We start from the raw sequence: 18,290 nt of genomic DNA, 5'->3' as shown, positions 1-18,290 counted from the left end.
TATAATGTAACATCGGGCCGCTGGGGTGATGGCGCGCTCCCGATGGGGTGGGCGTTATCGCATGAAGTGGTTCCGGAGACACATCAAGACTGGCTCGCGGCTGGCGCTGTTCGCGCTCGCCGTCCAGTTCGTGCTGTCGTTCGGGCACTTCCATCCGATAGCGGCCGCGCAAGCCGCGCCCGCGTCCCAGACCGGCCTGTCGCTGGTCGATCTCGCCTATATCGGGACCTCCGCAACCCCGGACCTCGCGGTCCAGGTGACCGGGACCGAGCCGCCCGCCAGGCACGACAACGACCGGCATCCGGCCGATAATTGCGCGATCTGCGCCGTCATCTCGCTCGCGAGCAGCATGCTGTTCACGGCCCCGCCGGTGCTGTTGCTGCCGGAAGCCGTCGAGCTTCTGTTCCGCACCACCAACGCCGAATTCGTCCATCTGAAGTCGGCGCCTGCCGCGTTTCACTCCCGCGCACCTCCCCTGTCCTGACATCGACTGATTGCCGCACGCCCTGAGCGGACAGCCGCGTCACATTTGCGGCTGCGCCAGCGGGGCAAATCGGAATCGATCCGTCATTTTCGACGGGGCTGGATCGGGACAATGACACTTCAGAAGAAACGAGCACTCCACATCGGGGGCGCGAGCTGGCTGTTGCTGGGCGCAATGAATAGCGGCGCGCTCGCCGATGACACGCCGACGCAACTCCCTGACATCACCGTGACGGCACCAAGCCCGATCCAGCGGCACCGCACAGCGCCAGCACGCACCCCGACACACGTTGTCCGGGCTGCGCCGAGCCGGAACCGCGAACGCGCCACAGCAGTGCAGCCGGCGCCCGCGGCGCCGGCACTGCAGCAAGGCGTGCTGCCCGTCGTCACCGACCAGTTCGCGACCGTCACCGTGATACCGAACGAGGAGCTGCGGCGCTCCGGCGGCGCCACGCTTGGCGATCTCTTGTTCTCGAAGCCCGGCATCACCGGTTCGAGCTTCGCGCCCGGCGCATCGAGCCGGCCGATCATCCGCGGCCTCGACGTCAACCGCGTCGGCATCGTCGAGAACGGTCTCGGCGGCGGCGGCGTGTCGGATCTCGGCGAGGATCATTTCGTGCCGATCGATCCGCTTTCGACCAACCAGATCGAGGTGGTGCGGGGACCTGCCGCGCTGCGCTACGGCTCGACCTCGATCGGTGGCGTCGTCAGCGCCAGCAACAATCGAATTCCCGACGCGATGCCGACCTGCGCGGCAGCGCCGTTCCAGACCTACGGTTTGCCGGTGAAGGCGCCGCTGGCCGATGCCGGTTCGCCGGGCTGCCTCAACGTCGAGACCCGCACATCGGTCAGTTCGGTCAATCGCGGCGTCGAGGGCGGCATGCTGCTGGACGCCGGCGGCAACAATGTCGCCGTGCATGCCGACGTCTATGGCCGCACCACCAGCGACTACAGCATCCCGAGCTATCCTTATCTGTTCGACCAGACGCGGCCGGTGGGCAGCCGCCAGCCGAACTCCGCGACGCAGTCGGACGGCGCCTCGGTCGGCGGCTCGTATTTCTTCCAGGGCGGCTATATCGGCGCGTCGATCACCCAGAACGACTCGCTCTATCATATTCCCGGCATCGACGGTGCCGATCATCAGACCCGGATCGACGCGCACCAGACCAAGATCGCCGTCAAGGGCGAGTACCGGCCCGATGCTGCGGCGATCGACGCGGTGCGGTTCTGGGTCGGCGCGACCGACTATCGCCACAACGAAATCGGTCTTGCCGATCCGGTTGATCTCTCAAGCGACGGCGTGCGGCAGACTTTTACCAACAAGGAGCAGGAAGCCCGGCTCGAAGTGCAAATGATGCCGTTCAACGCGCGCTTCGCGGCCGTGACGACGGCGTTCGGGCTGCAGGCCGGCCATCAGGAATTGACGGCCCCAAGTCCGGACGATCCAGGCAGCCCGCTCAACGGATTGTGGGACCCTAACAACAACAACAGGGTCGCCGGTTACGTCTTCAACGAGCTGAAATTCAGCGAGACCACCAAGGCGCAGATCGCCGGACGCATCGAACACATCAACCTCTCCGGGACAACGCCGGCATTCATACCTGACGTGTTCGACGTCAACATCAACCCTGCCAGTATTGGTCCCGCCACGCCGCGCAATCTGCACTTCACGCCGAAAAGTGCGAGCATTGGCCTGATCCAGAACCTGCCGTGGGATCTGGTTGCGAGCATTACCGGTCAATACGTCGAACGCGCGCCGAAACCGGCAGAGCTGTTTTCGCGCGGCGCCCATGATGCGACCGCCACCTTCGACATCGGCAATCCCAATCTCGGCATCGAGACGGCAAAATCGATCGAGGTGGGATTAAGGCGGGCAACGGGGCCGTTGCGATTCGAACTCACCGGCTACTACACGAAGTTCAACGGCTTTATCTACCGCCAATTGACTGGCAACACGTGCGACAGTGCGGCTTGCGTGGACATAGCCAATCCGGACCAGCTTGAGCTGAACCAGGCGAGATACGCGCAGCGCGACGCCACCTTCCGCGGCGCCGAGTTCCAGAGCCAGCTCGACATCGGCCCGCTCAACGGCGGCATCTGGGGTATCGAGGACCAGTTCGATGTGGTGCGCGCCACCTTCACCGACGGCACCAACGTGCCGCGGATTCCGCCGGTGCGGCTCGGCGGCGGCGTGTACTGGCGCGACAGCAACTGGTTCACCCGCATCAATCTGGTGCACGCCTTCGCGCAGAACGACATCGCTGTGGTCGGCGAGACCCCGACTGCGGGCTACAATCTCTTGAACGCGGAGATCACCTACAACACCAAGCTCACGCAATCATGGATCGGCGCGCGCGAGATGACGCTTGGTCTGGTCGGCAACAATCTGCTCAACCAGAACATCCGCAACTCCGTCTCCTACACCAAGGACGAGGTGCTGATGCCGGGCATCGGTGTGCGGGCGTTCGCCAATTTGAAGTTCTGAGACAAGCGTATCCCTCTGCCGCACGCGGCAGAGGGATCATGCCTCGAGAACCCGCGTCGTCAGTGGCCGACGACGACTTCGCTGATCTGGATCACCGGCTGCAGATCGGTGTAATTCGGAATGTCGCCCATGATCTCCTGAGCGTGCTTCCCCATGCCGGCCGCGAAGGCCTCAACCGAGTCGCAGAAGATGTGGCACATCCCGACATAGGTTGCCGGCGTCCCCGGTGCGCCGCCGGCGAGGCCCTTGTCGACGGTGTAATATTTGCAGGCGTCGCCCAGCCGCGCCTTCACCAGCGGCATGTGCTTGTCGCGATAGTAATCGTGATCAAAGCGCGCGCCTGGATTGTTCGGATACATCACACTGACCTTGATCATCGCGCGCACTCTCCCTGTTGATATGACATGCGCCGGTCTTGTCCCGGCGCTTGGCTCAACTGTGCTTCAGTTTCCGAAGGTGCGCAACCGTTCCGGCGTTGCTCGCGGGAATGTCAGATCGCCTTGCTCCAATCCGGCTGGATCGGCCCCGACACGCCCTCGAACGCGCCTTCGACCAGTTCCATGACAAGCACGCGACTGTAGTCGACCGGTCCGGGCATCGTCATCCGACCCTTCGGGACCGGCTTGAAGCCGACGCGCGCGTAGTACGGTTCGTCACCGACCAGCACGATGAGCCGGTGGCCCTTGGCGCGAGCATCGTTGATCGCACGCTCGAGCAGCGCGCGGCCGACGCCGCGGCTGCGGAACGGCGGCTCGACGGTCAACGGCCCGAGCATCAGGGCCGGGGTATCGCCGATAGTGACCGGTAACTGGCGCACCGAACCGACCAGCAGCGTGCCGATCCGCGCCGTGAAGGAGACGTCGAGCAGATGATCGACATGCTCGCGCAGCCGGTAGGCGCTGAGCACGAAGCGGCCGGGCCCGAAGGTGCGCTCGTGCAGGCGCTCGATCGCCTGGGCGTCTTTCGGGGTCTCGGGCAGGATGGTCAGGGACAGTTCAGTCATTGTGGGGCGCGGGATAGCATCTGGCGCGGGCGCGGTCCATCACCGCCATGTGGCCGTCGGCGGCTTGCCGTCGAGCACCTCCGCGATGCGCAGCCGCGTCCCGGGGGTAGCCTCCTCGGGCAGATCAGCCGGATCGAAGAAGCCGCAGGCGACGATCTCGCGATTCGGCTCCGGCAGCCGGTCCTGGCGGTAGTTCCTCACCACATAGACCGCGACATGATCGCGCGGCGAGACGTGGCTGTTGTGGAAGATGCCGTGCAGCACCGGCTCGCCCGCGAGCTCGATCCGGCCCTCCTCCTCCAGCTCGCGCCGCAGCGCCTCGAGAAAGCTCTCGCCGACCTCGACCCCGCCGCCCGGCAGATACCAACCATGGACGTAGCTGTGCTTGACCAGGAACACCTTGTTGTCGGCATTGAGCACGACGGCGCGGACGCCGAGCGTCATGCTGCGGGCCAACCGCCAGTAGAAATGAAACACCCACCTGATCTGCGGTTCGTAGCGCTTGCGTAAGCCCTCAAGGATCGTCACTGAACCCTCGACATCATGCTGTTTGATCCTTGCATTGATCCTTGCTTTGATCCTTGCGCGCCCGCGCAGCTCTTGCCAATACAGGGCAGGACGTTCGGGATAGCACGACATGACCGGTTGCCGGCCAGTTTTCACGGGCAATCCTTAGGGGAATCGCATGATGGCGGCATTCCGCCTCGCGCATCTGTCGGATCCGCATCTGCCGCCGCTGCCGGCGGCGCGGCTGCGCGATCTCGCCGGCAAGCGCGCCTTCGGCTATTTGAACTGGACGCGCAACCGTCACAAATATCATCGCCGCGACGTGCTCGATGCGCTGGTGTCGGACATGCAGGCGCAGCAGCCGGACCATGTCGCCGTGACCGGCGATCTCGTCAATCTGGCGCTGGATGCCGAGTTCAATCCGGCGCGGCAATGGCTGGAGGGCGTCGGCGATCCCTCCGGTGTGACCGTGGTCCCCGGCAATCACGACGCCTATGTGCGCGCGACGCGGCATCGCTTCGTTGGTCACTTCGGCGAATATCTGCGCGGCGACGCCGATGACGCAGCGACCCACTTTCCCTTCGTGCGCCGCCGCGGGCCGGTGGCGCTGATCGGGGTCTCCTCGGCGGTGCCGACGCCGCCGCTGATGGCAACCGGCTGGCTCGGCCACGCCCAGCTCGGCGCGCTGGAGACGATCCTTGCGCAGCTGTCGCGCGAGGACGCCTTCCGCGTGCTGCTGGTGCATCATCCGCTGCACTCCGACGGACGCGCCAAGCGGCTGACCGATTCGCATCAGCTGCTGGCGCTGCTCAAGCGGCACGGGGTCGAGCTGGTGCTGCATGGCCACGACCACATCCACTCGACGATGTGGTTCGACGGCCCCGAGCGCAAGATCCCCGCGATCGGCGTGCCGTCGGCATCGGCGCTGGCACGCAAGCATTATCCGGCGGCCGCCTACAATCTGTTCTCGATCGAGCGCGACGGCAACGCCTGGCGCTGCGAGCAGACCGTGCGCGGCTTCGGCAAGCACGATGGCATTCGCGAGTTGAAGCAAACGCGGCTGTCCTAGTCCCCACCCCCGCCGCCGCCACAACCACCACCGCAGCCACCTCCGCTGTCGCCACCACCCCCACCATCGCCGCCGCCATGGCCGCCAGCGTCGCCACCATCCCCGCCGCCACTTCCATCGCTGCCGGCATCGCCGAAGCCCGCCGACGATCCGTCGATCGACGAGTCGGAGAAATCGCCGCCGCAATAGGGGCTATCACCGGCAATGCCGCTGCGGCGCAGCGCCTCGCAATCGGTGTGATAGACGAAGCCGTTGGCAATGTTCAGCTTGGCGTCGAGCGCGAACAACAGCGGCAGCCGCGTCGGCCTGACCGGATCGATGTTCTCGTATTTGCAGCAATACCACCAGACCCGCCGCAGCCCCTCATTGCTCCGGCGCCGTTCCTTCACCAGCACGACGGCCGGCGTGTGATGCAGGAAGCCGCCGAAGGCGCGGCGGCAGAACGCATCATATTCGCGGGTGTAGAGAATGAATTCGTGCCAGAGGTCGTCGGCGGCCTGCGATGGCATCGAGACGTAGCGCTTGCCGCTCATCAGATAGGCGAGGAAAAACTGCCGCAGGCCGCGCGAAACCAGCGCGCTGTCCTTGCGCATGAAACCCGGGTGACGCTTCTCGAGCCGCCCCAGCAGACCCGCCGGCCATTTGAAGGTGCGGATATATTCGGCGCGCCGCAACCTCTGCCATTTGCCGAACAGCACGGCGCTGCCGACCACCGCGGCCGCCGCCAGCACGCCGAAAAATGCCGAGGCGGGTGTCACAACCACGATGCCCCCGCCCCTCAGCTGCTAGAAATTCTGCCAGCTCGCAAACAGCGCGTAGCCGAACAGCGCCAGCGCGCCCATGATGAAGCCGAGCACGAACATGCCGAACCCGCCGCGGCGCTTCGGCGCCACCACCGGCACGGGCGGCGGCGGCGCCGGCTCGGCAGCCGGAAGCGGCGTTGCCACCATCGCATGCTCGCGCTCGATCATGCGGCGCGCGACATAATCGGTGACGGCGTCGACGATCACGGGCACGTCGTGCGATTCGGCGAGCACGATGCGGCCGAAGCGGGTGTCCTGCACGAAGCGATAGATGCGCTTGTCGCGTCCCATCAGCACATGGGCGACGACGTCGATCCACAGCCGCGGCGTCTCGCCCTGGCTGATGCCGCGGTCGAACAGATCGACTTTCTCCGGCACCTGCGCGAACAAGGGATCGAGCGCGTCGTTGAGGATCTCGAGCCGTGCCACCTCGGCGTCGCGCAACTCGACGACGACGCCGGTGCGATCGGCCGCCTCGATCCGCGCCCGCCGCAGCGCCTCTCGCAGCGTCGGCCGCATCTCGCGCGCCTCGCTGCCGGTGTTGTGCGGATCGGACATGCCTTGCGGCCTCGTGGTGACGGGTTGCCTTGTCGATTAACCTATCAGCAACCATGCCGTCCGCAAAGCACGTTGGTTCCCAAGCACTTAGGGGGCCACTTATCCCCAGTTCAAAGACCGCGGCAGTGTTCCGAAAGCGGACAGCCCCACCCGGATGAACCGGATGGGGCTGCCGTCCTTGGACGTTTCTTAGCTCGTTGATAAGGGAAGCCGTCAGGCCGAAACCCGCGACGGCTCCTCGACGATGGAGAAGCGCACGCCGGCCTTGTGGCGGTTCTCTTCCGAGACCACGCGCCACGCATCCTCGGCTTCCTTGCGGGTCTTGAACGGACCCTGCACCTGGGCCGAGCCTTCGACGAGCTTGTGGAAGTTCATCGAGCCGAACTCGCCGCCGATCACCCAGAAATTGCTGCCCTTGCTCATCATCAGTCTCCTCTAAAAAATCGGCCTGCCTTTGCCGAGCCGCCGAAACCTTGATCGCCGCACCCTGCCGTCAGAGAGGTCGATCGTGGGCAGGCCGGCGTGCTGCCTGCTCTCCCTCCAATCGACATTCTTGACAGCGTGTTGCGAACCGCCTGCCAAGAGCTAAACGCGAAAACAGGAAGCTCGTATAGATGCCTTGTTTTTTATTGGTGATGTCATGTAACATCTGAACTTGTAATAAATGTCGATTTGTAAATTTTGTCACATAATAGGTCAGGAAGGCTGTCATGCTTACATCTCCCTCTCCCCGTTCTTACGGGGAGAGGGTTGGGGTGAGGGGCCTCTCTCCACAACAGGACTCGTGGAGGGCCCCTCACCCGCAGCACTCCGCGCGAAGCTTCGCATCGCTCGGTGCGCGTCGGCCTCTCCCCGCAGGCGGGGCGAGGCGAAGTAGCACCGCCTAGGAGCACCCCATGCCGTCTGAATCCGGAAAGAAACTGTTTGTCGGTCCGCGGTTCCGGCGGATCCGCCAGCAACTGGGACTGTCGCAGACCCAGATCGCCGAGGGGCTCGGCATCTCGCCCTCCTACATCAATCTGATCGAGCGCAATCAGCGCCCGGTGACGGCGCAGATCCTGCTGCGGCTGGCCGAGACCTACGATCTCGATCTGCGCGACCTCGCCACCGCCGACGAGGACCGCTTCTTCGCGGAGCTCAACGAGATCTTCTCCGATCCCTTGTTCCGCCAGATCGACCTGCCGAAGCAGGAGCTGCGCGACCTCGCCGAGCTCTGCCCCGGCGTGACCCATGCGCTGCAGCGGCTCTACGCCGCCTATACCGAGGCGCGCCGCGGCGAGACGCTGGTGGCGGCGCAGATGGCCGATCGCGAGGGCTCGCAGTTCGACGCCAACCCGATCGAGCGGGTGCGCGACCTGATCGAGGCCAACCGCAACTATTTTCCGGAGCTCGAGACCGCGGCGGAAAATCTGCGCGACGAGCTCAACGTGCCGACCGAAGGCCTGTTCACGGCACTCAGCGCGCGCTTGCGCGAAAAACATTCGACCGTCACCCGCGTGATGCCGGTCGACGTGATGCGCGAGACGCTGCGCCGCTTCGACCGGCATCGCCGGCAGCTCCTGATCTCCGAGCTGGTCGACAGTGCCGGCCGCAGCTTCCAGCTCGCGCTGCAGATCGGCTTTGTCGAATGCGGCACAGCGATCGACGCGATCGTCAGCCGCGCCGGTCCGCTCGACGACACCGCGCGCAGGCTCTACCGCATCACGCTCGCCAATTATTTCGCCGCGGCGGCGATGATGCCCTATCAGGCGTTTCATTCCGCCGCCGAAGCCTTGAGCTACGACGTCCACGTGCTGGCGCAGCGCTTCAACGCCGGCTTCGAGCAGGTCTGCCACCGTCTCACCACCTTGCAGCGGCCGAACGCACGGGGCGTGCCGTTCTTCCTGCTGCGCGTCGACAATGCCGGCAACGTGTCGAAGCGGTTTTCGTCCGGCACCTTTCCGTTCTCCAAATTCGGCGGCACCTGTCCGCTCTGGAACGTGCATTCGACCTTCGACATGCCGGACCGCCTGCTCAGCCAGGTGATCGAGCTGCCCGACGGCACGCGCTATTTCTCGATCGCGCAGACGGTGCGCCGGCCGGTGGCGCCCTATCCGCAGCCGCAGCCGCGGTTTGCGATCGGGCTCGGCTGCGAAATCCGTCATGCGGCCAAGCTCGTCTATGCGACCGGCATGGATCTGGAGAAGGTCGAGGGCACCCCGATCGGCGTCAACTGCCGGCTCTGCGAGCGCGAGAATTGCAGCCAGCGCGCCGAGCCGCCGATCACGCGGACCCTGATCCTGGACGAGACGACGCGGCGGGTGTCGTCGTTCGCGTTCTCGAATGCGCGGGAGCTGTGAGCTCAATCCACTGCCGCAAATGCCTTGCACCAGCCGTCCTTGCTGATGGCGCCCTCAACCACCTTGCAGCCGTCGGGTTCGACGAACAACGTGCACGCGCCGCAGGAGTAGATGCCGTTCGGCGTGTCCTGATACTCGGCTTGGGGTTTGGTCATCTTGTCGGACGCAGAGGCGGGCCGCAGGAGAAGTGAGGCGGGAATGACGAAAATGGCCGCAACGGCCCTGCGCCGCGAACAGCCACCTTGTTGCTCGACCATTGGAGTTGTTTCTCCATTTATATCCGGTCGCAATTGTAGCCGTCATTGCGAACGAAGCGAAGCGATCCATTTCGCCGCATGTAGAACAATGGATTGCTTCGTCGCTATCGCTCCTCGCAATGACAGGGACACATTCCAAATAACGCGGCGTCATCACCCGCGCATGCGGGTGATCCAGTATTCCAGAGACGCCAGTGCTTGAGCCGAGAGGCCGCGGCGTACTGGATCGCCCGGTCAAGCCGGGCGATGACAGTGTGGGTGGGCCACGATGCACTCGACAAGTTCGCCGGCGATCTCCGGGCGACGCATACGCACGTTGCTTACACGCCTCATGGCGCGCCGCAGGTCCTGCACAATTCGGGACGCCTGGCATGGGGCTCCGGGCCGCAAGGCGAGAAGCCTGCGTACACCGGCGTGGATTTCATCATCGTGCGGGACGGCAAGATCGCGGCGCTCTACGTCTACCTGGACACGCCGCCTGCTTGAGGGGCGGCTGCGACGCTGATGCCGAATGTTGAAACACGAGGCGGCGGACGTCAGGCGACGGCACAACCGGCCGGGGCTTGCGAACCGGCATGCACGTGCCCGCGACATCCGCCTGAGCGTGTTGCCCATCCGTTGACGCGCCCCGGATCAGCGACGCGCGCAACGGCCCTCGCCTTCGCGCGGAGCGCCGGGTAGCGCCGCCGCGCGAGAGGACACCGAACGTCAGACGATCAGCGGTGCTTGATCCTCCGGCCTGCTAGCCGCCGGGCGGGGTGTAGGCAGCCTTCAGCTTGCTCGCGTGCTGCCGCACCACCTTGATCTCGTCCTGGGTAAACAGCCGGGTCAGCTTCACATTCTGCATGGTGCCGGCTGCCACGACCACGCCGCTGATGGCAGGCGCGACGGTCGGATCCGGCACGTCGAAGATCACCATCACGCCGGGGCCATCGACCGACGTGCTGTACATCGAAATCAGTTTGCCGCCGGCCGCTTCGATCAACTTCCTGGCGGCCTCATAGCGATTGGTCGCCGGGTTCTCCATGATGTTGTTGAGAGCACGCGGGGTGTATTCACCTGAGAAGCAGAAATGCATGGCAATCGCTCCATTTGGCTGAAATGAGAAAAGCGTTTCACCCGGGCGTGACCCGGGCAGCAGCAGATTTCGTACTGAAATGAGAAGAGGTGGCCTGCCGATGGCCATGTGCGCTGCCGCTCATTCTCCGGAATTCGGCGCGACCGGTGGCAGCTCGCCGGGCAATCTACATCAAGCGCCCGACAAATGAAATCGCGTTCCTGCGCGTTGCGAAAGTCGCGCCGTGATCGACGCGGCGCCGAGGGGCAGCCTGCCTGACCTGACGCACGAACGAGCATGGCGCCTGTGATGCAACCAGAGCGGTGTGGGCGTCGCTCAGCGCCTTGCAAACAAAGGCGATCTGCCTCAGTGTCCGGTGCCTGCCCTCAAGAACAAGCGAAAGAAAACTCATGAAGCATCGCGCGCTCGGCCGCTCCGGCCTCACTGTCCCCTCCCTGTGCTTCGGCTGCAATGTGTTCGGCTGGACCGTCGACGAGACGTCGTCGTTCCGCCTGCTCGACACCGTGCTGGAGCACGGGCTGACGTTCCTGGATACGGCGGACGTCTATTCGCGCTGGGCGCCGGGCCATAGCGGCGGCGAATCCGAGACGATCATCGGCAAATGGATGAAGGCGCGCGGCAACCGCAACCGCGTCATCCTCGCCACCAAGGTCGGTATGGACATGGGCAACGACAATGTCGGGCTGAAGCCGGACTATATCGCGCGCGCCGTCGAGGACTCGCTACGGCGGCTGCAGACCGATTTCATCGATCTCTACCAGTCCCACAAGGACGATGAGACGACCCCGCAGGAAGAGACGCTGGCGGCCTACGACAAACTGATCAAGGCGGGCAAGGTCCAGGCGATCGGCGCCTCGAATTTCTCGGCGGAGCGGCTCAAGGACGCGCTCGATATCTCCAAAGCGAACGGGCTGCCGCGCTACGAGAGCATGCAGCCCGAATACAGCCTGATGGAGCGAACGAGCTACGAAGGCGCGCTGCAACGGGTCTGCGAGGCGAACGACGTCGGCGTGATCACGTTCTTCTCGCTTGCCGCGGGATTTTTGACCGGCAAGTACCGCTCGGAGAGCGACTTCGCCAAGAGCCCGCGCGGTTCGCGCAGCATTCCAAAATACATGAACCCGCGCGGCATGCGCATCCTGGCCGGCCTCGATGAGGTCGCCGCGGAAACCCGCGCCGAGCCGGCCGCGGTCGCGCTGGCCTGGCTGATGGCAAAGCCCTCGATCACCGCGCCGATTGCCAGCGCAACCAGGCCCGAGCAGGTCGCGACGCTGGTCGCTGCAACCAAACTCGAGCTGACCAAGGGCCAGGTCGAGCGGCTCGACGCAGCGAGCACATAGCGCGTTTTCAAGCGGCGCGAACTGCGGCTTTTGGTCTTCAGTGCGCAGCCTCGATACTGCCTTACTGTTCCGGACAGCTTGACTAGAGCCATTTCCGTTCCGATAAAATCGGAACGGGGCTCTAGATTTTTGTTTGACGCGTTTTCTTCACGCGAACCGGTATCCACTTCGCTCGAGAACGCTCTAGTCTGCTGTGACGGTCAGGCGTATGGGGGGACGCAGGTGAATATCCTTGGGATCAACTCGGTGTATCACGAGTCCGCCGCCGCGCTGCTGGTTGACGGCCGGCTCGTGGTGGCCGCCGAGGAGGAGCGGTTCAACCGCATCAAGCACGGCAAGCCAGCCGAGTTCGACAACCCGCATCAACTCCCCGAACGCGCAATCCGCTTTTGCCTGAACCATGCCGGGCTCACCGCGCACGATATCGATCACGTCGCATACTCGTTCGATCCGAGGCAGCGCCGCAAGCGATATCGCGCCGAGTGGTGGGATCCGCGGCTGGAGGAGACCTTTCGGCTCCGGCTTGGTCAGGTGCCCGGCGCCATCGACGACCTGCTCGGACGCTCACTGCGGCAGCGGCTGCATTTCGTGCCTCACCATATGGCGCACGCCGCATCCGCCTACTTCCCGTCGGGCTTCGATCACGCGGCCATCCTCACCATCGATGGAATCGGCGAGACCGCGGGCACCTCGCTGGCAAAGGCCGCCGGCACCCGCATCCAGACCGTCGAGACATTCGAATATCCGCATTCGATCGGTTTCCTGTGGGAGGTGTTCAGCGGCTATCTCGGCTTCTCGCATTACGACGCGTCGAAAGTCATGGGCCTCGCAGCTTACGGCGATCCCGAGGTTTTCCGTCAGCAGTTCGAGTCGATCATGCGTGCCGATGGGGTGAACTACGGGGTGTCGCCGGAGTATCTCGGCAACAGCCCGGAGCGTTACGCCAGAATGGAAGCAGTGTTCGGGCCGCCGCGCTACGAGGACGGCGAAATACTGCCGCGGCATGCCGACATGGCGGCCGCGTTGCAGGCGGCGACGGATGCCGCGGTCGTCGCGGCCGTCCGCCGCCTCAAGCGCAGGGTGCCATCGGACAATCTGTGTCTTGCCGGAGGCGTCGCGCTCAATTGCGTGACCAATGAACTGGTCCGGCGATCCGGCGAATTCACCAACGTGTTCATCCCTTCCGCGCCGCACGACGCGGGCACGGCGATCGGCGCCGCCTTCGCCGTGCATTGCGCAAAGCACAAGCGTTCCCCCGAGCGCGGCAACGACACGCCGTATCTCGGGCCCGCATTCAAGCGGCGCGAGATTCTGGCGGCGGTCAAGTCGGCCGGGCTCAAGGCACGGCGCAGCACATCGCCGGCGCGCGATGCCGCCGACATGATCGCCGGCGGCAAGATCGTCGCCTGGTTCCAGGGCCGCATGGAGTTCGGGCCGCGCGCGCTGGGCAACCGCTCCCTGCTCGCCGACCCGCGGCGGCCGGACATGCGCGATATCCTCAATCAAAAGGTCAAGCACCGGGAAGATTTCCGCCCCTTTGCGCCGAGCGTACTGGCCGAGCACGCCGAGGAATGGTTCGAGGTCGGCGCGCCGACGGCCAGTCACGCCTTCATGCTGTTTGCATGTCCCGTCAAGCCTGATCGGCGCGATCTCATCCCGGCGGTTTTGCACCGCGACGGCAGCGCCCGGGTCCAGATCGTCAGCCGCAGATCAAATCCGCGCTTTCACGAGCTGATCTCCTGCTTCTTTGCCAAGACCGGCGTGCCCCTTGTCGTCAACACGTCCTTCAATGACAGCGAGCCGATCGTCTGCGCCCCGACCGACGCAATCGTCACGTTCCGCAAGTCCGGCATCGACGCGCTGTTCATGGACGATGTGGTGCTGACGGCAAAGGCGTGACCTCGCCTGCCATCTTCAGCCCAGAATCTTCAGCGCCAGGATATTCAGCCCAGAACCTTCAGCCCCACGGGCCGCGCTGGCCCTGTGATCCGCCCCACGGGCTGCGCGGCGGATAGCTTGCGCCGGTGGAAAGCGGCGCGGTCTGGGTGCCGAGCTCGGCGGCGAGTTGCTGCAGCGCCGCGATGCGGTTCGCGGTCGAGGGGTGGGTGCTGAACAGATTGTCGACGCCGTGGCCCGACAGCGGGTTGATGATGAACATATGCGCGGTGGCCGGATTGCGCTCGGCCTCCATGTTTGGCATCTGATGCGCGGCGTTCTCGATCTTCGCAAGCGCGGACGCCAGCCACATCGGCTGCCCGACGATGCGCGCGCCATAATTGTCGGCGGCATATTCGCGGGTGCGGCTGATCGCCATCTGCACCAGCGCAGCGCCGAGCGGCGCCAGGATCATCATCGCGATCGAGCCGATGATGCCGGGGCCGTTGTTGTTGCGGTTGCCGCCGAAGAACATGCCGAACTGCGCCAGCATCGAGATCGCGCCGGCGATCGTCGCCGTGATGGTCATGGTCAGCGTGTCGTGATGCTTGATATGCGCAAGCTCGTGCGCGATCACGCCGGCGAGCTCCTCGCGGCTGAGCTGCTGCATCAGACCCGTGGTGACGGCGACGGCGGCGTTCTCCGGATTGCGGCCGGTCGCAAATGCATTGGGCTGCGCTTCGTCCATCAGGAACACGCGCGGCATCGGCAGGCTTGCGCGTTGCGCGAGCTCAGCGACGAGGTCATAGAGTTCGGGCGCGGAACGCGCATCGACCTGATGGGCGCCGTACATCGACAGCACCATGCGATCGGAATTCCAGTAGGCGAACAGGTTTGTCGCAGCCGCGACGATCAGCGCGATCACGGCGCCGGTGCCGCCGCCGATCAGATAGCCGACGCCCATGAACAGGGCGGTGAGGCCGGCAAGCAGGAGCGCGGTGCGGAAATAGTTCATCGTGGTTCCCTCACGGCGAGCGGAATGCTGCCACAACTGACGCCGCTGAGGTAGGGATTTTGCTGCGCGCGCCGCAAGGGGAACCAGTGCGTCGCAGCGACGCGGCGGGGATTAACGATCGGTCATCTGCGGCAGATTGTAGCCCGCATGAGCGAAAGCGACATGCGGGACCACCGCCGCGGATATCGCTTCGCTTCATCCGGGCTGCGGGATCGCGCCTACTCCGCCGGCTCCTGCCGCGCGAGCTGCCGCTCCCCCTCGCGCAGCGCCACCTGCAGCATGCGGGCGAGCTGGGCCCGGCTGTAGGGCTTTCCGAGGAACAGGATGCCCTGCTCGAGCTTGCCGTCCTGGTCGATGGCATTCTCGGTGTAGCCCGACGTGAACAGCACGCACAGGCCGGGCCGCCGCTTCTGCGCCTCGGTGGCGAGCTCGCGCCCGTTCATCGCGCCGGGCATGATGACGTCGGTGAACAGCAAATCGACCGGCGCGCCGCTGTCGAGCACGGCGAGCGCTTCAGAGCCACTGTTGGCCGACAGCGTGGTGTAGCCGAGGCTCTCGATCTGGGTCAGCACGTAGGAGCGCACCAGCTTGTCGTCCTCGACCACGAGCACGATTTCCTGCGCGCCGCGAACATCCGGCTGCCGCCGCTCCGGCGCCGCGGCCGGCGAGACCACTGCCGCACGCGGCAGATAGAGCATGACGCGGGTGCCGCGGCCGACCTCGCTGTCGAGCACGATGTGGCCGTTGGACTGCTTGACGAAGCCATAGACCATGGAAAGCCCGAGTCCGGTGCCCTTGCCGACATCCTTGGTGGTGAAGAACGGCTCGAACACTTTTGCCAGATCGGCTTCCGCGATGCCCTGGCCGTTGTCGGTCAGCGCGATCGCGACATAGTCGCCGGCGGCGAGCCCGTCATGGCCGTGCACGTCTGAAGGCTTGAGCTCGGCGGTGCGGGTCTCGATCGTGAGCCGGCCGCCCTTCGGCATCGCGTCGCGCGCGTTCAGCGCGAGGTTGATGATCGCGGTGACGAGCTGGTTGGAATCGACCAGCGCACGCGGCAGATCGAGTGCGGCGCGAAAATCGATGTCGACATGGTCGCCGATGGTCGGCTACAGCAGCTCGATGGTATCGACCATCAGCGCATTGACGTCGACGTCGCTCGGCTGCAGCGGCTGCTTGCGCGCAAACGCGAGCAGATGCCGCGTCAGCGAAGCACCGCGGTCTGCGGCGTCGCGGATCAGCGAGGTGATCTCGACCAGCTGCCGGTTATGGGTGACCGCTTCGGACAAAATGTCGATGGTGCCGGTGATGACGGTGAGGATGTTGTTGAAGTCGTGGGCGATGCCGCCGGTGAGCTGGCCGACCGCCTCCATCTTCTGCGCCTGGCGGATCTTGCTCTCATTGGCTTCGGCCTCGCGGAAGCGCTCAAGCAGGACTTCCGAGCGCTGGCGTTGCCGTCCCTCCTCGGCGAGCGCGACATGCGCCTCGCGCAGCTGCGCCTCGGTCGGGATCGCCAGGATTTTCGGGATCAGCGGCCAGAGCAGGACCGCGGTGAAGATCGAGGCAATCGCGGTCAGCGCCTTGAGCAGGCCTTCGAGACCGTAGATCGGCACCCACAGCGTGTAGATCGAGAACACATGGGTCAGCCCGCAGGCGAGGATGAAGGCGGCGAACGGCCAGGCCATCCAGCCGAACTGGAAATCGCGCCGCTTGGAGACCAGGATCGCCAGCGCAAACGGGATCGAGAAATACGAAGCGGCAATCAGTGCGTCGGAAATCACGTGGAGCCAGATCAGCTCCGGCTCCCACAGCAGGCAGATGCCGTGCGGCGAAAGCGTCGACGAATCCAAAAGACGCTCGAGAAAACTCCACATGGCTCCCTCCGGGCGTGATCGATCCGCCGACACCCCTGCCCGCGAATCACCGGCCGATCATAGCGGCGGCTATTCACACTGCCGAAGGCCAATTGGTCTAGCGGCGGCACCCCCGTTGTTGCCCGGTGTCGCCCTGGTGTATGCAGGGCGGGCCCTATCCCCGATCCAGCCGGTGACATCGATGCCAGCATCTTCCCTCCGCGCCCCGATCATGATCGCTGTAGCAGCGGCGGCGCTGGCGCTCTCGACGGCCGCCTCGGCGCAGCAGCCGCTGCCCAACCCTGCGGGTCCCGCGCCCGTCAGGCCGCGCCCGGTGGTCGCCGCCTCGCCGCGGGCTGCGTCCTGCCATGCCGGGCAGAGCTTCGATCGCTTCCTCACTGAGCTGAAGCAGAAGGCGATGGCCGCCGGCGTCTCGCAACGCACGATCGCGGAGAGCGCGCCGTACCTGATCTATGACCAGGGCATCGTCAACCGCGACCGCGGCCAGCGCGTGTTCGGGCAGATCTTCACCCAGTTCGCCGGCCGCATGGCCGCGAACTATCGGATGCAGCAGGGCCAGCAATACATCAAGACATATGCGGCCGCGTTCGCGCGCGCCGAGAAGGAGTATGGCGTGCCGCCGGCGGTGATCGCCGCGTTCTGGGGACTGGAGAGCGACTTCGGCGTCCAGATGGGCAATCTGCCGACGCTGAAATCGCTGGTGTCGCTGGCCTATGATTGCCGCCGCTCGGAGATGTTCCAGGGCGAGACCATCGCGGCGCTGAAGATCATCGAGCGCGGCGACCTGACGCCCGACGAGATGATCGGCTCGTGGGCCGGCGAGCTCGGCCAGACGCAATTCTTGCCGACGCACTATTTCAACTACGCCGTCGACTATGACGGCGACGGCCATCGCAATCTGCTTGCCAGCGGCCCCGACGTGATCGGCTCGACCGCGAACTACATCGCCAACGGATTGAAGTGGCGGCGCGGCGAGCCGTGGCTGCAGGAGGTGCGCGTGCCGCAGGCAACGAACTTCGCGAATTTCCCTTGGGACCAGGCCGACCTCACCATCAAGCTGCCGCGCTCGAAATGGGCTGCGCTCGGCGTCACCACGACCGACGGCAAGCCGCTCGCCAATGACGAGATGCCGGCCTCGCTGTTGCTGCCGATGGGCCGGATGGGCCCGGCATTCCTCGCCTACGCGAATTTCGCCGCCTACACCGAGTGGAACAACTCGCTGATCTATTCGACCACCGCCGGCTATCTCGCCGGCCGCATTGCCGGCGCGCCGCCGATGCAGCGCCCTCACGCGCCGGTCGCGCAGCTGCCGTTCAACGAGATCAAGGAGCTACAGTCGCTCTTGGCACGCGCCGGCTACGACGTCGGCAAGGTCGACGGCGTGCTCGGACAGGCGAGCCGCAGCGCGGTCAAGGCGATGCAGATGAAGTATGGCCTGCCCGCGGATTCCTGGCCGACCACGGAGCTCTTGGCCCGGATGCGCGGACCGCGGGCGCAGCCGGCGGAAGCCGCGATGCCGGGGATGCGGTAGGACGTCCTTGAGCTTTCTGCGTAGCGAGCAGTGCGCTTGAACCGTCACCCTGAGGAGCGCGCAGCGCGTCTCG

The 18,290-nt window shown here is 65.2% G+C and carries 18 protein-coding genes and 1 pseudogene; 8 read left to right on the top strand and 11 right to left on the bottom strand.

The features are described from left to right. Positions 1 to 61: 61 nt before the first annotated feature. Positions 62 to 484: a DUF2946 family protein gene (locus tag V5279_RS11000; protein ID WP_338697225.1), complete on the top strand. Its 423-nt coding sequence runs from the start codon at positions 62 to 64 to the stop codon at positions 482 to 484. A gap of 111 nt (positions 485 to 595) precedes the next feature. Then, the gene (locus tag V5279_RS10995) at positions 596 to 2,968 is read left to right on the top strand and encodes a TonB-dependent receptor (protein ID WP_338697223.1); all 2,373 of its coding nucleotides are present in this window, start codon (positions 596 to 598) and stop codon (positions 2,966 to 2,968) included. A 59-nt stretch (positions 2,969 to 3,027) separates the two neighbouring features. Here the strand turns inward: V5279_RS10995 and V5279_RS10990 are convergent, their stop codons facing one another. The 3 genes from V5279_RS10990 to V5279_RS10980 all read right to left on the bottom strand — a co-directional run bounded on the left by V5279_RS10990 (position 3,028) and on the right by V5279_RS10980 (position 4,499). Beyond that, entirely contained in the window at positions 3,028 to 3,345 is a 318-nt protein-coding gene (locus V5279_RS10990) for an EthD family reductase (protein ID WP_029083699.1), read from the bottom strand. Positions 3,346 to 3,458: 113 nt separating this feature from the next. Beyond that, entirely contained in the window at positions 3,459 to 3,971 is a 513-nt protein-coding gene (locus V5279_RS10985; protein WP_338697219.1) for an N-acetyltransferase, read from the bottom strand. Positions 3,972 to 4,010: 39 nt separating this feature from the next. After that, complete coding sequence (locus tag V5279_RS10980) at positions 4,011 to 4,499, bottom strand: NUDIX domain-containing protein (RefSeq protein WP_338697217.1); 489 nt, start codon at positions 4,497 to 4,499, stop codon at positions 4,011 to 4,013. A 160-nt stretch (positions 4,500 to 4,659) separates the two neighbouring features. Between V5279_RS10980 and V5279_RS10975 the strand changes: the two genes are divergently transcribed. Next, the gene (locus V5279_RS10975; protein ID WP_338701118.1) at positions 4,660 to 5,547 is read left to right on the top strand and encodes a metallophosphoesterase; all 888 of its coding nucleotides are present in this window, start codon (positions 4,660 to 4,662) and stop codon (positions 5,545 to 5,547) included. Here the strand turns inward: V5279_RS10975 and V5279_RS10970 are convergent. The 4 genes from V5279_RS10970 to V5279_RS10955 form a co-directional block, all read right to left on the bottom strand. Continuing rightward, positions 5,544 to 6,311 (bottom strand): hypothetical protein, encoded by a 768-nt coding sequence (locus V5279_RS10970; RefSeq protein ID WP_338697215.1) that lies wholly within the window; start codon positions 6,309 to 6,311, stop codon positions 5,544 to 5,546. The two genes, V5279_RS10975 and V5279_RS10970, sit on opposite strands and share 4 nt — an antisense overlap. 21 nt (positions 6,312 to 6,332) lie before the next feature. Beyond that, a complete protein-coding gene (locus tag V5279_RS10965; protein WP_338697213.1) occupies positions 6,333 to 6,908 on the bottom strand; it encodes a hypothetical protein in 576 nt (191 codons plus the stop codon). A 213-nt stretch (positions 6,909 to 7,121) separates the two neighbouring features. After that, complete coding sequence (locus V5279_RS10960) at positions 7,122 to 7,331, bottom strand: DUF4170 domain-containing protein (RefSeq protein WP_029083693.1); 210 nt, start codon at positions 7,329 to 7,331, stop codon at positions 7,122 to 7,124. Positions 7,332 to 7,401: 70 nt separating this feature from the next. Next, positions 7,402 to 7,620, bottom strand: coding sequence for a hypothetical protein (locus tag V5279_RS10955; RefSeq protein ID WP_338697210.1), 219 nt, complete (start codon positions 7,618 to 7,620; stop codon positions 7,402 to 7,404). 184 nt (positions 7,621 to 7,804) lie between these two features. Here V5279_RS10955 and V5279_RS10950 point away from each other — a divergent pair, with 184 nt between their 5' ends. Beyond that, entirely contained in the window at positions 7,805 to 9,247 is a 1,443-nt protein-coding gene (locus tag V5279_RS10950) for a helix-turn-helix domain-containing protein (RefSeq protein WP_338697208.1), read from the top strand. 2 nt (positions 9,248 to 9,249) lie between these two features. On the opposite strand, the gene V5279_RS10945 is transcribed toward V5279_RS10950, so the two are convergent. Further along, on the bottom strand, positions 9,250 to 9,504 hold the full coding sequence (locus V5279_RS10945; RefSeq protein WP_338697206.1) for a high potential iron sulfur protein: 255 nt from the start codon (positions 9,502 to 9,504) through the stop codon (positions 9,250 to 9,252). Positions 9,505 to 9,750: 246 nt separating this feature from the next. Here V5279_RS10945 and V5279_RS10940 point away from each other — a divergent pair, with 246 nt between their 5' ends. After that, positions 9,751 to 9,990, top strand: a complete 240-nt coding sequence (locus tag V5279_RS10940; RefSeq protein WP_338697204.1) for a hypothetical protein — start codon at positions 9,751 to 9,753, stop codon at positions 9,988 to 9,990. 256 nt (positions 9,991 to 10,246) lie between these two features. On the opposite strand, the gene V5279_RS10935 is transcribed toward V5279_RS10940, so the two are convergent. Next, positions 10,247 to 10,582, bottom strand: coding sequence for a GYD domain-containing protein (locus tag V5279_RS10935; RefSeq protein ID WP_338697202.1), 336 nt, complete (start codon positions 10,580 to 10,582; stop codon positions 10,247 to 10,249). A gap of 389 nt (positions 10,583 to 10,971) precedes the next feature. Between V5279_RS10935 and V5279_RS10930 the strand changes: the two genes are divergently transcribed. Together V5279_RS10930 and V5279_RS10925 are read left to right on the top strand one after the other, a co-directional pair. Beyond that, entirely contained in the window at positions 10,972 to 11,922 is a 951-nt protein-coding gene (locus V5279_RS10930; RefSeq protein ID WP_338697200.1) for an aldo/keto reductase, read from the top strand. A 222-nt stretch (positions 11,923 to 12,144) separates the two neighbouring features. Further along, entirely contained in the window at positions 12,145 to 13,821 is a 1,677-nt protein-coding gene (locus tag V5279_RS10925; protein ID WP_338697198.1) for a carbamoyltransferase family protein, read from the top strand. Positions 13,822 to 13,879: 58 nt separating this feature from the next. Here the strand turns inward: V5279_RS10925 and htpX are convergent, their stop codons facing one another. Together htpX and V5279_RS10915 are read right to left on the bottom strand one after the other, a co-directional pair. After that, positions 13,880 to 14,812: a zinc metalloprotease HtpX gene (gene htpX / locus V5279_RS10920; RefSeq protein ID WP_338697196.1), complete on the bottom strand. Its 933-nt coding sequence runs from the start codon at positions 14,810 to 14,812 to the stop codon at positions 13,880 to 13,882. A 218-nt stretch (positions 14,813 to 15,030) separates the two neighbouring features. Continuing rightward, a pseudogene (locus tag V5279_RS10915) lies at positions 15,031 to 16,686 on the bottom strand (ATP-binding protein). Positions 16,687 to 16,897: 211 nt separating this feature from the next. On the opposite strand from V5279_RS10915, the gene V5279_RS10910 reads away from it, so the two are divergent. Then, complete coding sequence (locus V5279_RS10910) at positions 16,898 to 18,217, top strand: lytic murein transglycosylase (protein ID WP_414645944.1); 1,320 nt, start codon at positions 16,898 to 16,900, stop codon at positions 18,215 to 18,217. Positions 18,218 to 18,290: the final 73 nt, after the last annotated feature.

The organism is Bradyrhizobium sp. 26S5 (genome assembly GCF_036923295.1).
GTDB lineage: Bacteria > Pseudomonadota > Alphaproteobacteria > Rhizobiales > Xanthobacteraceae > Bradyrhizobium > Bradyrhizobium septentrionale.
Note: the sequence above shows the minus strand (reverse complement) of the source record. Positions and strands in the feature narration are given on the sequence as shown.

Bases quoted from the DNA above. Each gene is read 5' to 3' on its own strand.
- V5279_RS10990 (WP_029083699.1), bottom strand. From the start codon at position 3,345: ATGATCAAGGTCAGTGTGATGTATCCGAACAATCCAGGCGCGCGCTTT.
- V5279_RS10910 (WP_414645944.1), top strand. From the start codon at position 16,898: ATGATCGCTGTAGCAGCGGCGGCGCTGGCGCTCTCGACGGCCGCCTCG.
- V5279_RS10955 (WP_338697210.1), bottom strand. From the start codon at position 7,620: ATGACAGCCTTCCTGACCTATTATGTGACAAAATTTACAAATCGACAT.
- V5279_RS10930 (WP_338697200.1), top strand. From the start codon at position 10,972: ATGAAGCATCGCGCGCTCGGCCGCTCCGGCCTCACTGTCCCCTCCCTG.
- V5279_RS10935 (WP_338697202.1), bottom strand. From the start codon at position 10,582: ATGCATTTCTGCTTCTCAGGTGAATACACCCCGCGTGCTCTCAACAAC.
- V5279_RS10950 (WP_338697208.1), top strand. From the start codon at position 7,805: ATGCCGTCTGAATCCGGAAAGAAACTGTTTGTCGGTCCGCGGTTCCGG.
- V5279_RS10975 (WP_338701118.1), top strand. From the start codon at position 4,660: ATGGCGGCATTCCGCCTCGCGCATCTGTCGGATCCGCATCTGCCGCCG.
- V5279_RS10985 (WP_338697219.1), bottom strand. From the start codon at position 3,971: ATGACTGAACTGTCCCTGACCATCCTGCCCGAGACCCCGAAAGACGCC.
- V5279_RS10945 (WP_338697206.1), bottom strand. From the start codon at position 9,504: ATGGTCGAGCAACAAGGTGGCTGTTCGCGGCGCAGGGCCGTTGCGGCC.
- V5279_RS11000 (WP_338697225.1), top strand. From the start codon at position 62: ATGAAGTGGTTCCGGAGACACATCAAGACTGGCTCGCGGCTGGCGCTG.
- V5279_RS10940 (WP_338697204.1), top strand. From the start codon at position 9,751: ATGACAGTGTGGGTGGGCCACGATGCACTCGACAAGTTCGCCGGCGAT.
- V5279_RS10965 (WP_338697213.1), bottom strand. From the start codon at position 6,908: ATGTCCGATCCGCACAACACCGGCAGCGAGGCGCGCGAGATGCGGCCG.
- htpX (WP_338697196.1), bottom strand. From the start codon at position 14,812: ATGAACTATTTCCGCACCGCGCTCCTGCTTGCCGGCCTCACCGCCCTG.
- V5279_RS10960 (WP_029083693.1), bottom strand. From the start codon at position 7,331: ATGAGCAAGGGCAGCAATTTCTGGGTGATCGGCGGCGAGTTCGGCTCG.
- V5279_RS10995 (WP_338697223.1), top strand. From the start codon at position 596: ATGACACTTCAGAAGAAACGAGCACTCCACATCGGGGGCGCGAGCTGG.